Here is a 14,176-nt window from a genome sequence, read left to right as displayed (position 1 = left end):
AGCGCCACCGGGGACATACTGACTACTGCGCGGTCTTTTTCATCATACTGAAAATAAACAACACCGCCGCGCTCAGCACCACGGACGGCCCCGCAGGCGTGTCATAGAACGCCGAGAAGGTTAATCCCCCCGTCACGGCAATCATGCCGACGATAACCGCCACGCCGGCCATCAGTTCCGGCGTACGCGCAAAACGACGCGCCGTGGCGGCCGGAATAATCAGCAGTGAGGTGATAATCAGCGCACCGACAAACTTCATCGCCACGCCTATGGTTAACGCCGTCACCAGCATCAGCAGCAGTTTTACACGCTGCAGCTTCACGCCGTCGACAAACGCCAGATCGGGGCTGACGGTCATCGCCAGCAGATTACGCCACTGCCAGAGCAAAATCCCCAGGACCACGATCACGCCAATGGCGATAGCGATCAGATCCTCCGGCGTCACGGCCAGCAGGTCGCCGAACAGGTAGGCCATCAGATCGACACGAATATTCGACATCAGACTGACCACCACCAGACCCAGGGACAGGGCGCTGTGCGCCATGATGCCCAGCAGCGTGTCGATGGCAAGGTGAGGACGTTTTTCCAGCCAGACCAGACCGGCCGCGAGCAGCAGCGTGACGACAATCACCGCATAGAAGGGATTTACATCCAGCAGCAGGCCAAAGGCAACGCCCAACAGAGACGCATGCGCCAGGGTATCACCGAAATAGGACATTCTGCGCCACACCACAAACGAGCCCAGCGGCCCCGCGGCGCAGGCAAGCATAATCCCGGCCAGCCAGCCGGGCAGTAATAATTCAATCATGAGTGTCCATTTCCCCGACGCAGAACGATTCGTCCCTGTAAATCATGGCGATGATTATGATGATGGCGATAAATGCCCAGCTGTTCAGCGCCGCGAGGGCCGAACATGGAGATAAATTCCGGATGCATTGACACCACTTCAGGCGTGCCGGAACAGCAGATATGATGGTTGAGGCACAGCACTTCATCGGTTTTCGCCATCACCAGATGTAAATCGTGGGAGACCATCAGCACCGCGCAGTTCAGTTCCCGGCGCAGCTGGTCGATGAGGTCGTACAGCGCGACCTGGCCGTTAACATCCACCCCCTGGGTGGGTTCATCCAGAACCAGCAGCTGTGGGCTGCTCAACAGCGCGCGGGCAAGTAAAACACGTTGCGTTTCGCCGCCGGAAAGTTTTTGCAGCGGCGCATCGATAAGATGACCCGCCTGCACGCGTTTCAGTGCCGGGAGAATATCCGCTTTCCGCGTGCCGGGACGCAAACGCAGGAAACGGCTGACCGTCAGGGGCAGCGTGGCATCGAGGTGAAGTTTTTGCGGCACATAGCCGATTCGCAATTTTTCCTCGCGCGCGATCACGCCTTCATCGGGGACGACCAGACCCAGCACCACGCGCACCAGGGTCGATTTACCTGCGCCATTGGGGCCGAGCAGCGTAAGAATTTTACCGGGCTTCAGATCCAGCGACACGTCAGAGAGGACGCGGCGCTGACCAAATGAGACCGAAATATTTTCAAGAGAAACCAATGTCGTCATGTCATTTTAAGCTTGAAGAAGTCAACGAATGTTATAATATCACATTTCACGCATTCACTACGATGATTAGTCGCATTATGTTACATAAAAATACGCTTCTTTTCGCAGCATTATCCGCTGCCCTTTGGGGTACAACCGCACAAGATGTTAACGCTGCCGTTGTCGCTTCGCTTAAACCGCTCGGGTTCATCGCGTCGGCCATTGCTGATGGGGTGACACAGACTGAGGTTTTACTCCCGGATGGGGCATCTGAGCATGACTATTCCCTGCGCCCTTCGGATGTAAAACGCTTACAAAACGCAGACTTAGTGGTCTGGATTGGACCAGAAATGGAAGCGTTTATGCAGAAGTCGGCAAAACAGATCGCGGGCGAAAAACAGGTTGCGATTGCCACACTTCCCGGAGTGAAACCGCTGCTCATGAAAGGCGCGGATGACGACGGTGACGAACATGACCATCATCATGCTGACAGTGAAAAAGGTGATGAGGATCACCATCACGGCGAGTACAACATGCATCTTTGGCTTTCCCCAGAGATAGCGCGGCTTTCGGCGGTTGCAATCCATGACAAATTAGTGGAACTTATGCCGCAAAGTCGAGCCAAACTTGACGCCAACCTGAAGGATTTTGAGGCACAATTAGCCGCAACCGATAAGCAGGTAGGTAATGAGCTCGCACCGTTGAAAGGAAAAGGGTATTTCGTTTTTCATGACGCCTACGGCTATTACGAGAAACATTACGGCCTGACCCCGCTGGGTCATTTCACCGTCAACCCTGAAATTCAGCCTGGTGCGCAGCGTTTACATGAAATCAGAACACAGCTGGTTGAGCAAAAAGCAACATGCGTTTTTGCTGAGCCACAGTTCAGGCCAGCGGTCGTAGAAGCCGTGGCCAGGGGGACATCCGTGCGCATGGGGACCCTTGACCCGCTAGGAACGAATATCCAGTTGAGCAAAGCGAGCTATTCGCAGTTCCTCAGCCAACTGGCGAACCAGTATGCGAGCTGCCTGAAAGGAGATTAACGAGGAAGTGAATACGTGCAACAGATAGCCCGCTCTGTCGCTCTGGCATTTAACAATCTGCCTCGACCCCACCGCGTTATGCTGGGGTCGCTTACAGTTCTCACCTTAGCGGTCGCCGTCTGGCGGCCCTATGTTTACCACCCGAGTTCTGCCCCTATCATCAAAACCATAGAGCTTGAGAAGAGCGAAATCCGTTCTTTGCTGCCTGAAGCCAGTGAACCGATTGACCAGGCGGCCCAGGAAGATGAAGCCATCCCGCAGGATGAGCTGGACGATAAAACCGAAAACGAAGCGGGTATCCACGAATACGTTGTTTCAACCGGGGACACGCTCAGCAGCGTGCTGAACCAGTACGGCATCGACATGGGCAATATCAGCCAGCTGGCGGCTGCTGATAAAGATCTTCGCAACCTGAAAATCGGGCAACAGCTCTCCTGGACATTAACCGCGGACGGGGATTTGCAACGCCTGACCTGGGAAATGTCCCGCCGTGAAACCCGCACCTACGATCGCACTGCAAACGGTTTCAAGATGACCAGCGAAATGCAGAAGGGCGACTGGGTTAACAGCGTACTGAAAGGTACCGTGGGCGCGAGCTTTGTCTCCAGCGCGCGCGATGCAGGATTGACCAGCGCTGAAATCAGTTCGGTAATTAAAGCCATGCAGTGGCAAATGGATTTCCGCAAACTGAAGAAGGGCGATGAGTTTTCCGTCCTGATGTCCCGCGAAATGCTGGATGGCAAGCGCGAACAAAGCCAGCTGCTGGGGGTACGTCTGCGCTCCGAGGGCAAAGATTACTACGCGATCCGTGCCGAGGACGGTAAGTTCTATGACCGCACCGGTACGGGACTTGCGAAAGGTTTCCTGCGCTTCCCGACAGCCAAACAGTTCCGCGTCTCCTCTAACTTTAACCCGCGTCGCCTGAACCCGGTCACCGGACGCGTCGCACCGCACCGTGGCGTTGACTTCGCTATGCCGCAGGGCACGCCGGTACTGGCGGTAGGGGATGGTGAAGTGGTGGTCGCTAAACGTAGCGGTGCAGCCGGTTATTATGTCGCGGTGCGTCATGGCCGTACGTATACCACCCGCTATATGCACCTGCGTAAGCTGCTGGTCAAACCGGGCCAGAAAGTGAAGCGTGGCGACCGTATCGCCATCTCCGGCAATACCGGACGTTCCACCGGCCCGCACCTGCACTATGAAGTGTGGATCAACCAGCAAGCGGTGAACCCGCTGACGGCGAAACTGCCGCGCACCGAAGGCCTGACGGGTAAAGATCGTACTGATTACCTGGCGCAGGTAAAAGAGGTGGTGCCGCAGCTGAGCTTAAACTAAGCTTCCTGTTTTTGTTAAAAAAGCCGGCGTCAGTATGCGCCGGCTTTTTCTTTTGTGCGTGGGCGACTGCCTCGCTACACTATCTGCATTAAATTTTGCGTCATCAGACCCTGGATCCAGCATGGAAACCCAAAAAAACAATATTGAATACATTCCTGAGTTTGAAAAATCCTTTCGTCATCCGCGCAACTGGGGCGCCTGGCTTGGCGTTTACGCCTTTGCGGGCATCGCGATGCTGCCGGCCTCCGTTCGCGATCCTGTGCTGGGCAAAATAGGCCGACTGGCCGGACGCTTAGGCAAAAGCGCCCGTCGCCGCGCGCAAATTAACCTTTATTACTGCTTCCCGGAAAAGAGCGACGCCGAGCGCGAGGCCATTATTGACGCAATGTATACCACCGCCCCGCAGGCAATGGCGATGATGGCAGAGCTGGCGCTGAAAGGGCCCGAGAAAGTCATGGAGCGCGTTGACTGGAAAGGGCTGGAGATTATCGATGAGATGCGACGCAACGAGGAGAAAGTCATCTTTCTCGTTCCGCACGGCTGGGGCGTGGATATTCCTGCCATGCTGATGGCCTCTCAGGGTCAGAAGATGGCGGCAATGTTCCACAACCAGGGCAACAAGATCTTCGATTACGTCTGGAATACCGTACGTCGTCGTTTTGGTGGCCGCCTGCATGCGCGAAACGACGGTATTAAACCGTTTATTCAGTCTGTGCGTCAGGGATACTGGGGCTACTATTTGCCGGATCAGGACCACGGCCCGGAGCACAGTGAGTTTGTGGATTTCTTCGGAACCTATAAGGCGACACTGCCCGCGATTGGCCGTCTGATGAAAGTGTGCCGCGCCCGCGTGATCCCGCTTTTCCCGACCTACGATGGCAACACCCATCGCCTGAGCATTGAGGTGCGTCCGCCGATGGACGATCTGCTCACCGCGGACGATCGCACCATCGCCCGCCGTATGAATGAAGAGGTTGAGATTCTGGTGGGACCGCATGCTGAGCAGTACACGTGGATCCTGAAGTTGCTCAAAACGCGTAAGCCGGGTGAAAAAGAGCCGTATAAACGCAAAGAGCTGTATCCAACGAAATAAAAAACACCCCTCACCCTGTCCCTCTCCCCACAGGGGAGAGGGGATCGCACATTTCCGTTATTATTCGACTGTGAGTACGCGCGTGGTGTTGGTTGAGCCGATAGTGCTCATCACATCACCCTGGGTCACGATAACGATATCACCTGAGACCAGATAACCTTTGTCGCGCAGCAGGTTTACGGCATCGTGCGCCGCAGCCACGCCGTCATTGGTGCTGTCGAAGTGTACCGGCGTCACACCGCGGTACAGCGCCGTCAGGTTCAGCGTACGTTCGTGACGAGACATGGCGAAGATCGGCAGACCGGAGCTGATACGCGAGGTCATCAGCGCGGTACGGCCGGATTCGGTCATGGTGATGATCGCCGTTACGCCTTTAAGGTGGTTCGCGGCATACATGGCGGACATGGCAATCGCTTCTTCCACGTTGTCGAACTGCACGTCCAGACGGTGTTTAGAAACGTTGATGCTCGGGATCTTTTCAGCGCCCAGGCAGACGCGCGCCATGGCGGCCACGGTCTCTGCAGGGTACTGACCCGCAGCGGTTTCCGCCGAGAGCATCACCGCATCGGTACCGTCCAGTACGGCGTTGGCCACGTCCATGACTTCCGCACGGGTTGGCATCGGGTTGGTGATCATGGATTCCATCATCTGAGTGGCGGTGATCACCGCGCGGTTCAGCTGGCGTGCGCGACGGATCAGCGCTTTCTGGATCCCGACCAGCTCAGGGTCACCGATTTCCACACCCAGGTCGCCACGCGCAACCATCACCACGTCAGACGCGAGGATCACATCGTCCATGGCATCCTGATCGCAAACGGCTTCCGCACGCTCAACTTTCGCAACGATTTTGGCATCACAACCAGCATCACGTGCCAGACGACGCGCATAGTTTAGGTCTTCGCCGCAGCGCGGGAAGGAGACTGCCAGGTAGTCAACGCCAATCAGCGCCGCGGTCACGATGTCCGCTTTGTCTTTGTCAGTCAGCGCTTCCGCAGAGAGTCCACCGCCCAGTTTGTTGATGCCTTTATTGTTGGAGAGCGGGCCGCCGACGGTGACTTCGGTGAACACCTTCATGCCCTGAACTTCCAGCACCTTCAGCTGTACGCGACCGTCGTCGAGCAGCAGGATATCGCCCGGTACCACATCCGCTGGCAGGCCTTTATAGTCGATACCGACTTTCTCTTTATCGCCTTCGCCTTTGCCCAGGTTGGCATCAAGCAGGAACTTATCACCAATATTGAGGAAAACTTTCCCCTCTTTAAAGGTTGAAACACGAATCTTAGGACCCTGCAAATCGCCAAGAATTGCGACGTGGCGGCCCAGTTTTGCTGCGATTTCACGCACTTTATCGGCACGTAATTTATGGTCTTCTGGCGTACCGTGAGAGAAGTTCATACGCACCACGTTGGCGCCAGCGGCGATAATTTTCTCGAGATTATTATCACGATCGGTGGCCGGGCCTAAGGTGGTTACGATCTTGGTTCTGCGAAGCCTTCTGGACATGTAATACTCCGTTGACTGAAACAACTTTGGTGTTGCGTGAACATTGAATCGGCCTTCATCTGCCGCAAGGCAGCAGCGAGTGGACCGAATGCCGTAAATCGTTACATCGTAATTATTCGTTACGTCTTCGTTATCAACTATCGAACATCGCTCTTTATAAGCAATTCTTTATCAAAACGCGATTCCTTAAGCGCTTCCTTGACCCGCTTCAAGTTATCCCGGAATTTTGCCCCCCGACGTAAGGTAAAACCGGTCGCCAGCACGTCGATCACCGTGAGCTGCGCCAGGCGGGAGACCATCGGCATATAAATATCGGTGTCTTCCGGTACGTCGAGCGTGATCGCCAGCGTCGCCTCACGGGCCAGCGGCGTGCCCGCCGTGGTAAGCGCGATAACCATGGCATCGTTTTCACGGGCCAGCTGCGCCAGCTCGACCTGACTCTTAGTGCGGCCGGTATGCGAAATCAGTACCACGACGTCATCTTCACTGCAATTCATACAGCTCATGCGTTGCAGCACAATGTCATCGGAATAAATCACCGGGACGTTAAAGCGGAAAAATTTGTTCATGGCATCATGCGCCACGGCCGCCGACGACCCGAGACCAAAGAACGCAATCCGCTTGGCCTGGGTAAGGAGATCCACCGCGCGATTCACGGCGCTCATATCCAGAGACTGGCGGACGTGGTCAAGCGAGGCCATGGCTGATTCAAATATTTTCGCGGTATAGGCATCAACACTGTCGTCTTCATCCACATTGCGATTAACATAGGGGGTGCCATTAGCCAGACTTTGTGCCAGATGCAGTTTAAAATCAGGGAAGCCGCGTGTTTCCAGGCTGCGGCAAAAGCGGTTGACCGTCGGTTCGCTCACACCCGCTTCCTGTGCCAGAGCGGCGATGCTTGAATGGATCGCCTGCGCGGGAGAAGCCAGAATGACCTCGGCCACTTTACGCTCGGATTTGCTAAGGTGTTCCAGTTGAAACTGGATTTTTTCCAGCATGTTCATGTTAACAGGACGCTCATGGGTGTAAACGATTTCATAAATTGATGAAATCGTAATTCGATTTAGCCGATATTACCCCTGTGACTTCCAGAAAGGGTAACAATCGACAAGATAATGTTGTTGTTTTTTTTCATAACTTGATCGGTGTCGGGTTTTGCTGCGGCCCTGTTGCGCAAAGAATCGACGGTTGTTGCGTCATTACGCCATCGTAATCGTCTGAAGGGTGAAAAATCGCGGTATCGCACGCGACGATAAGCGCTAATGGTTTCGGGAATGACGTAAAAGCAGTACAGTGCATTGTAATAAAATTACAACGATACCTGGCGGAAGTACCAGGTGATCCAACTGAGGAGAATGACATGGCGGTAACGCAAACAGCCCAGGCATGTGACCTGGTCATTTTCGGCGCGAAAGGCGATCTTGCACGCCGAAAATTGCTGCCTTCCCTGTATCAACTGGAGAAAGCGGGCCAAATTCATCCGGATACCCGTATCCTGGGTGTTGGGCGCGCCGACTGGGACAAGGACGCTTACACCAAAGTTGTCCGCGAGGCGCTCGAAACTTTCATGAAAGAAAAAATTGATGAAAGTTTGTGGGATACCCTGAGTGGCCGTCTCGATTTCTGCAATCTGGACGTGAATGACGTCAGCGCATTTAGCCGTTTAGGCGCGATGCTGGATCAGAAAAACCGTGTCACCATTAACTATTTCGCCATGCCGCCAAGCACCTTCGGCGCCATTTGCAAAGGGCTAGGCGAAGCCAAACTGAACGCCAAGCCGGCTCGCGTCGTGATGGAAAAACCGTTGGGGACGTCGCTGGCCACCTCGCGTGAAATCAACGACCAGGTGGGCGAGTTCTTTGAAGAGTGCCAGGTTTACCGTATTGACCACTACCTCGGTAAAGAGACGGTTCTGAACCTGCTGGCGCTGCGTTTCGCTAACTCCCTGTTTGTGAATAACTGGGACAACCGCACCATCGACCACGTGGAAATCACCGTGGCGGAAGAGGTGGGCATTGAAGGTCGCTGGGGTTACTTTGACCAGGCCGGTCAGATGCGCGACATGATCCAGAACCACCTGCTGCAAATCCTGTGCATGATTGCCATGTCGCCACCGTCCGATCTGACGGCGGACAGCATTCGTGACGCCAAAGTGAAAGTGCTGAAGTCGCTGCGCCGCATCGACCGCTCCAACGTGCGTGAGAAGACCGTGCGTGGTCAGTACACTGCCGGGTTTGCGCAAGGCAAAAAAGTGCCAGGCTACCTGGAAGAAGAGGGCGCGAACAAGTCCAGCAACACCGAGACGTTTGTGGCGATCCGCGTGGACATCGACGACTGGCGCTGGGCGGGGGTACCGTTCTACCTGCGCACCGGTAAACGTCTGCCGACCAAGTGCTCCGAAGTGGTGGTCTACTTTAAAAACCCGGAACTGAACCTGTTCAAAGAGTCCTGGCAGGAGCTGCCGCAGAACAAGCTGACCATTCGTCTGCAGCCGGACGAAGGGGTCGATATCCAGATCCTGAACAAAGTGCCGGGCCTGGATCATAAACACAACCTGCAGACCACCAAGCTGGATCTGAGCTACTCCGAAACCTTCAACCAGACGCACCTGGCGGATGCTTACGAGCGTCTGCTGCTGGAAACCATGCGCGGTATCCAGGCGCTGTTCGTGCGTCGCGATGAAGTGGAAGAGGCATGGAAATGGGTCGACTCCATTACCGAAGCCTGGGCTGCCGATCAGGATGCACCAAAACCGTATCAGGCAGGCACCTGGGGACCTGTTGCGTCAGTGGCGATGATCACCCGCGATGGTCGCTCCTGGAACGAGTTTGAGTAAGATAATCCGCTAGACCGAAAGTGTTATTTTACCGGTAACATGATCTAACACAGCTCGCGGCATAATTTTTGACTTTTAAGCTCCGTGTGGATTCACCCGCGGAGCTTTTTTTATTACACTGCCGGAAGTGATTTTGCCCCTGAGCTCCGGACAGCAAGCGTTTCAGCGTTGTTAACAACTGCCAGCGACTTTGTAAACTCCCGAGCCCGGACAGATAAATGAGAGGAGCTTTTATGAATCCGACATTGTTACGCGTAACACAGCGCATTATCGAGCGCTCGAAAGAGACCCGTTCGGCCTACCTCGCCCGGATTGAACAGGCAAAGAGCAACACCGTCCACCGCTCGCAGCTGGCCTGCGGTAACCTGGCACACGGCTTCGCCGCCTGCCAGCCTGAAGATAAAGCGTCGCTGAAAAGCATGTTGCGTAACAATATCGCCATCATCACCTCCTATAACGACATGCTTTCCGCGCACCAGCCGTATGAGGTCTATCCCGACATCATCCGTAAAGCGCTGCACAGCGTGAATGCCGTTGGTCAGGTAGCGGGCGGGGTGCCTGCCATGTGCGATGGCGTGACGCAGGGGCAGGACGGTATGGAGCTGTCACTGCTGAGCCGTGAAGTAATTGCGATGTCTGCGGCGGTGGGGCTGTCACACAACATGTTTGATGGCGCGCTGTATCTCGGCGTATGCGACAAGATTGTCCCGGGTCTGGTCATGGCTGCGCTGTCGTTTGGTCATCTGCCTGCGATCTTTGTACCATCAGGCCCGATGGCAAGCGGTCTGCCGAACAAAGAAAAAGTGCGTATCCGCCAGCTGTATGCCGAAGGTAAAGCCGATCGCCAGGCGCTGCTGGAGGCGGAAGCCGCGTCTTACCATGCGCCGGGCACCTGTACGTTCTACGGTACCGCGAACACGAACCAGATGGTGGTGGAGTTTATGGGGATGCAGCTTCCGGGCTCGTCCTTTATCCAGCCGGATGCCCCGTTGCGCAAAGCGCTGACCGAGGCGGCGGCCCGTCAGGTCACGCGTCTGACCGGGAACGGCAACGAATGGATGCCGATGGGCAAAATGGTTGATGAAAAAGTCATCGTCAACGGTATCGTCGCACTGCTGGCAACCGGGGGGTCAACTAACCACACCATGCACCTGGTGGCCATGGCGCGTGCGGCGGGTATTCTGATTAACTGGGATGACTTCTCCGAGATCTCATCCGTGGTGCCGCTGATGGCGCGCCTGTACCCGAACGGTCCGGCGGACATTAACCACTTCCAGGCCGCAGGCGGCGTACCGCTGCTGATGCGCGAGCTGCTGAAGGGCGGTCTGCTGCATGAAGATGTAAACACCGTGGCGGGCTTCGGCCTGAAGCGCTACACCCAGGAGCCGTGGCTGAACAACGGCGAACTGGACTGGCGCGATGGCGCGAGCGCCTCTCTTGACCCACAGGTAATTGCCACCATCGACAAACCGTTCTCTCCTCACGGTGGCACCAAAGTGCTGAGCGGTAACCTTGGGCGCGCGGTGATGAAAACCTCTGCCGTACCGGAAGAGAATCAGGTTATCGAAGCGCCGGCGGTGGTGTTCGAAAGCCAGCATGACGTATTACCTGCCTTTGACGCCGGGCTTCTCGACAAAGATTGCGTGGTGGTAGTGCGTCATCAGGGGCCGAAAGCCAACGGGATGCCAGAATTACATAAACTTATGCCACCACTTGGTGTATTATTGGACCGCCGTTTCAAAATTGCACTGGTGACCGATGGACGCCTCTCAGGCGCATCCGGTAAAGTGCCTTCCGCCATCCATGTGACGCCGGAAGCTTATGACGGCGGGTTGCTGGCGAAAGTGCGTGACGGCGACATGATCCGCGTAAACGGACAGACAGGCGAGTTAACCCTGCTGGTCGATGACGCAGAGCTGGCGGCACGTAACCCTCATATTCCTGACCTGAGCGCCTCGCGCGTGGGGACAGGGCGCGAAATGTTTGGTGCGCTGCGTGAGAAACTCTCCGGTGCTGAGCAGGGCGCAACCTGTATTACGTTTTAAGATGACTTGATTTTAACGATCTGGCGAGAGAAGACTCTGATGAAAAACTGGAAAACAAGTGCAGAAGCAATCCTGACCACTGGCCCTGTCGTGCCGGTTATCGTGGTAAACAAGCTGGAGCACGCGGTACCGATGGCGAAAGCGCTGGTTGCGGGCGGCGTTCGCGTTCTGGAAGTGACCCTGCGTACCGCCTGCGCGATGGATGCCATTCGCGCTATCGCTAAAGAAGTACCGGACGCCATCATTGGTGCGGGTACCGTGACGAACGCAAAACAGCTGGCTGAAGTGACCGAAGCGGGTGCACAGTTCGCCATCAGCCCGGGTCTGACCGAGTCGCTGCTGAAAGCCGCCACCGAAGGCACGATTCCCCTGATCCCGGGTATCAGCACCGTATCTGAACTGATGCTGGGCATGGACTACGGTCTGAAAGAGTTCAAATTCTTCCCGGCAGAAGCCAACGGCGGCACCAAAGCGCTGCAGGCCATTGCGGGCCCATTCTCTCAGGTGCGTTTCTGCCCGACGGGCGGTATCTCTCCTGCCAACTACCGTGACTACCTGGCGCTGAAAAGCGTGCTGTGCATCGGTGGCTCATGGCTGGTGCCGGCGGATGCACTGGAAGCTGGCGACTGGGACCGCATTACCCGACTGGCTCGTGAAGCGGTTGAAGGCGCGAAGCAGTAAGTTATTCGCCGCATGAAAAACGGGCCCCGGGGCCCGTTTTTTTATCCTGCTACCTTAACGCCTGCGGCGGCCGCTTTCGCTCTCGTCACGGCGTCGTCCACGTTCTCCCCGGTGGCTAATGCCACGCCAAGACGACGGGAGCCGTCGATCTCCGGCTTACCGAATAAGCGCACCTGCAGACCTGCGCCCACCGCAGCGTCGACGTTATCAAAGGTGACGTTCTGGCTGGTTAATTGCGGCAGGATCACCGCCGAGGCGGCCGGGCCGTACTGACGGATACCGCCGACGGGCAGACCGAGGAAGGCGCGCACGTGCAGGGCGAATTCCGAGAGGTCCTGCGAGATGAGCGTGACCATGCCGGTGTCATGCGGGCGAGGGGAGACTTCGCTGAAAATCACCTCGTCACCGCAAACAAACAGCTCCACGCCGAACAGGCCATAGCCGCCCAACGCCAGGACGGTCTTACGAGCTATTGCCTGCGCGCGTTCCAGCGCCAGGGGGCTCATCTGCTGCGGCTGCCAGGATTCACGGTAATCGCCATCTTCCTGACGGTGGCCAATCGGGTCACAGAAATGGACGCCATCCACGGCGCTGACGGTCAGCAGGGTGATCTCGAAATCAAACTTCACCACACCTTCAACGATCACACGACCGGCTCCGGCGCGACCACCCTGTTGGGCATAATCCCACGCCTTGTCCAGCGTGCTGCTGTCGCGGATAAAACTCTGCCCTTTACCGGAGGAGCTCATGACCGGCTTAATGATGCACGGGTAGCCGATCTCCTCGACAGCCCGCAGGAATGCGGCTTTATCGCCAGCAAAACGGTAGCCCGACGTAGGCAACCCGAGCTCCTCCGCCGCCAGGCGACGGATCCCTTCGCGGTTCATGGTCAGCTTTGCGGCTTTTGCACAGGGCACCACGCGCTGGCCGTCCTGCTCAAGGGCGATCAGCGTATCGGTAGCGATGGCTTCAATTTCCGGCACCACAAAATCCGGTTTTTCACGCGTAATCAGTTCGCGAAGGGCATCGCCGTCCAGCATGTTAATCACATAAGAACGATGGGCGACGTGCATGGCGGGTGCATCAGCGTAGCGGTCAACGGCAATGACTTCCACGCCTAAACGTTGACACTCAATGGCGACTTCTTTTCCCAGCTCGCCCGATCCCAACAGCATCACTCGTGTAGCCGATGGCCGCAGCGCGGTTCCTAAACGAATCATAACAATCCCCCTGAAAAAGTTGCGGGCAGTATAAACGAAAACGTTTGCGTCTGTCTCGCGCACGGCTCAGTGCGGCAGGAAGAAATTTGCGCTTCTTTAGTCCGACCAGACATTTCCTGACGCCTGCTCGCTTACGCTGTGGAACATGTTCACCGTTAAGTGAGGGAAACCATGTCAGGCTGGCTGAATCAATTGCAATCACTGTTAGGGCAGAAAACGGCATCGTCCGGCGAGCAGGGGCTCAGTAACCTGCTGGTACCTGGCGCGCTCGGCGGGCTGGCGGGCCTGCTGGTGGCGAATAAGTCCTCGCGCAAGCTGTTGGCAAAGTATGGCACCGGCGCGCTGCTGGCCGGTGGCGGGGCCATCGCGGGGACCGTTATGTGGAATAAATACAAAGACAGGGTACGCACTGCGCACAGGGATGAACCGCAGTATGGTGAACACACCTCGCCGCTGGATCTGCGTACCGAACGGCTTATCCTTGCGCTGGTCTTTGCCGCGAAAAGCGACGGGCACATCGACGATAAAGAACGATCGGCGATTGAGCAGCAACTGCGTGAAGCCGGTGTCGAAGAGAAGGGCAGAGCCCTGGTGGCGCAGGCGATTGAACAGCCGCTTGACCCGCAGCGTCTTGCGCAGAGTGTGAAAAATGAGGAAGAGGCGCTTGAACTCTATTTCCTCAGCTGTGCCGCTATCGATATCGATCACTTTATGGAACGCAGCTACCTGAACGCGCTTGGCGACGCGCTGAAGATCCCCCAGGATGTGCGCGAAGGCATTGAGCAGGATATCCGGGAGCAAAAACAGGCGTTACAGGGATAACGTCGCGGCGGGGTCACGGTTTCGCTTGCATCATGCGTGGGTTTTGCCAACCTTAT

The 14,176-nt window shown here is 56.3% G+C and carries 12 protein-coding genes; 7 read left to right on the top strand and 5 right to left on the bottom strand.

Annotated features, from left to right (window positions below):
• Nucleotides 1-22: 22 nt before the first annotated feature.
• Together znuB and znuC are read right to left on the bottom strand one after the other, a co-directional pair.
• Nucleotides 23-808, bottom strand: a complete 786-nt coding sequence (gene znuB / locus LDK53_RS03985) for a zinc ABC transporter permease subunit ZnuB (RefSeq protein ID WP_225284632.1) — start codon at nucleotides 806-808, stop codon at nucleotides 23-25.
• Nucleotides 805-1,560: a zinc ABC transporter ATP-binding protein ZnuC gene (gene znuC, locus LDK53_RS03980; RefSeq protein ID WP_047958960.1), complete on the bottom strand. Its 756-nt coding sequence runs from the start codon at nucleotides 1,558-1,560 to the stop codon at nucleotides 805-807. The genes znuB and znuC overlap by 4 nt, the downstream gene beginning before the upstream one ends.
• A 77-nt stretch (nucleotides 1,561-1,637) precedes the next feature.
• On the opposite strand from znuC, the gene znuA reads away from it, so the two are divergent.
• The 3 genes from znuA to lpxM all read left to right on the top strand — a co-directional run bounded on the left by znuA (nucleotide 1,638) and on the right by lpxM (nucleotide 5,010).
• Entirely contained in the window at nucleotides 1,638-2,582 is a 945-nt protein-coding gene (gene znuA, locus LDK53_RS03975; RefSeq protein ID WP_047959829.1) for a zinc ABC transporter substrate-binding protein ZnuA, read from the top strand.
• A 15-nt stretch (nucleotides 2,583-2,597) separates the two neighbouring features.
• Nucleotides 2,598-3,917: a murein DD-endopeptidase MepM gene (gene mepM / locus LDK53_RS03970; RefSeq protein WP_025756921.1), complete on the top strand. Its 1,320-nt coding sequence runs from the start codon at nucleotides 2,598-2,600 to the stop codon at nucleotides 3,915-3,917.
• 121 nt (nucleotides 3,918-4,038) lie between these two features.
• Nucleotides 4,039-5,010 carry a lauroyl-Kdo(2)-lipid IV(A) myristoyltransferase gene (lpxM, locus tag LDK53_RS03965; protein ID WP_045286372.1) on the top strand — a complete coding sequence of 324 codons (972 nt, stop codon included), beginning with the start codon at nucleotides 4,039-4,041 and terminating at the stop codon, nucleotides 5,008-5,010.
• Nucleotides 5,011-5,070: 60 nt separating this feature from the next.
• Here the strand turns inward: lpxM and pyk are convergent, their stop codons facing one another.
• Nucleotides 5,071-6,513 (bottom strand): pyruvate kinase, encoded by a 1,443-nt coding sequence (gene pyk, locus LDK53_RS03960; protein ID WP_020883399.1) that lies wholly within the window; start codon nucleotides 6,511-6,513, stop codon nucleotides 5,071-5,073.
• A gap of 137 nt (nucleotides 6,514-6,650) precedes the next feature.
• Entirely contained in the window at nucleotides 6,651-7,520 is an 870-nt protein-coding gene (locus LDK53_RS03955) for a MurR/RpiR family transcriptional regulator (RefSeq protein ID WP_025756918.1), read from the bottom strand.
• A gap of 356 nt (nucleotides 7,521-7,876) precedes the next feature.
• On the opposite strand from LDK53_RS03955, the gene zwf reads away from it, so the two are divergent.
• From zwf to LDK53_RS03940, 3 genes are all read left to right on the top strand, one after another.
• Nucleotides 7,877-9,352 (top strand): glucose-6-phosphate dehydrogenase, encoded by a 1,476-nt coding sequence (zwf, locus tag LDK53_RS03950; protein ID WP_028013613.1) that lies wholly within the window; start codon nucleotides 7,877-7,879, stop codon nucleotides 9,350-9,352.
• Nucleotides 9,353-9,585: 233 nt separating this feature from the next.
• Nucleotides 9,586-11,397: a phosphogluconate dehydratase gene (edd, locus tag LDK53_RS03945; RefSeq protein ID WP_045286373.1), complete on the top strand. Its 1,812-nt coding sequence runs from the start codon at nucleotides 9,586-9,588 to the stop codon at nucleotides 11,395-11,397.
• 39 nt (nucleotides 11,398-11,436) lie between these two features.
• Nucleotides 11,437-12,078 carry a bifunctional 4-hydroxy-2-oxoglutarate aldolase/2-dehydro-3-deoxy-phosphogluconate aldolase gene (locus tag LDK53_RS03940; protein ID WP_025756915.1) on the top strand — a complete coding sequence of 214 codons (642 nt, stop codon included), beginning with the start codon at nucleotides 11,437-11,439 and terminating at the stop codon, nucleotides 12,076-12,078.
• 41 nt (nucleotides 12,079-12,119) lie between these two features.
• Here the strand turns inward: LDK53_RS03940 and purT are convergent, their stop codons facing one another.
• On the bottom strand, nucleotides 12,120-13,298 hold the full coding sequence (purT, locus tag LDK53_RS03935; protein ID WP_225284626.1) for a formate-dependent phosphoribosylglycinamide formyltransferase: 1,179 nt from the start codon (nucleotides 13,296-13,298) through the stop codon (nucleotides 12,120-12,122).
• A gap of 171 nt (nucleotides 13,299-13,469) precedes the next feature.
• Between purT and LDK53_RS03930 the strand changes: the two genes are divergently transcribed.
• Nucleotides 13,470-14,120, top strand: coding sequence for a tellurite resistance TerB family protein (locus LDK53_RS03930; protein ID WP_225284625.1), 651 nt, complete (start codon nucleotides 13,470-13,472; stop codon nucleotides 14,118-14,120).
• Nucleotides 14,121-14,176 lie beyond the last annotated feature (56 nt).

Origin of the sequence: Enterobacter sp. K16B (assembly GCF_020216105.1) — a bacterium.
GTDB classification, from domain to species: domain Bacteria; phylum Pseudomonadota; class Gammaproteobacteria; order Enterobacterales; family Enterobacteriaceae; genus Enterobacter; species Enterobacter sichuanensis.
The sequence above is the reverse complement of the archived record's forward strand: the minus strand, read 5'-3'. Positions and strand labels throughout refer to the sequence as shown.

Excerpts from the sequence above, each read along its gene's own strand:
- znuB (WP_225284632.1), bottom strand. The coding sequence starts at position 808 with ATGATTGAATTATTACTGCCCGGCTGGCTGGCCGGGATTATGCTTGCC.
- znuC (WP_047958960.1), bottom strand. The coding sequence starts at position 1,560 with ATGACGACATTGGTTTCTCTTGAAAATATTTCGGTCTCATTTGGTCAG.
- znuA (WP_047959829.1), top strand. The coding sequence starts at position 1,638 with ATGTTACATAAAAATACGCTTCTTTTCGCAGCATTATCCGCTGCCCTT.
- lpxM (WP_045286372.1), top strand. The coding sequence starts at position 4,039 with ATGGAAACCCAAAAAAACAATATTGAATACATTCCTGAGTTTGAAAAA.
- pyk (WP_020883399.1), bottom strand. The coding sequence starts at position 6,513 with ATGTCCAGAAGGCTTCGCAGAACCAAGATCGTAACCACCTTAGGCCCG.
- LDK53_RS03955 (WP_025756918.1), bottom strand. The coding sequence starts at position 7,520 with ATGAACATGCTGGAAAAAATCCAGTTTCAACTGGAACACCTTAGCAAA.
- zwf (WP_028013613.1), top strand. The coding sequence starts at position 7,877 with ATGGCGGTAACGCAAACAGCCCAGGCATGTGACCTGGTCATTTTCGGC.
- edd (WP_045286373.1), top strand. The coding sequence starts at position 9,586 with ATGAATCCGACATTGTTACGCGTAACACAGCGCATTATCGAGCGCTCG.
- LDK53_RS03940 (WP_025756915.1), top strand. The coding sequence starts at position 11,437 with ATGAAAAACTGGAAAACAAGTGCAGAAGCAATCCTGACCACTGGCCCT.
- purT (WP_225284626.1), bottom strand. The coding sequence starts at position 13,298 with ATGATTCGTTTAGGAACCGCGCTGCGGCCATCGGCTACACGAGTGATG.
- LDK53_RS03930 (WP_225284625.1), top strand. The coding sequence starts at position 13,470 with ATGTCAGGCTGGCTGAATCAATTGCAATCACTGTTAGGGCAGAAAACG.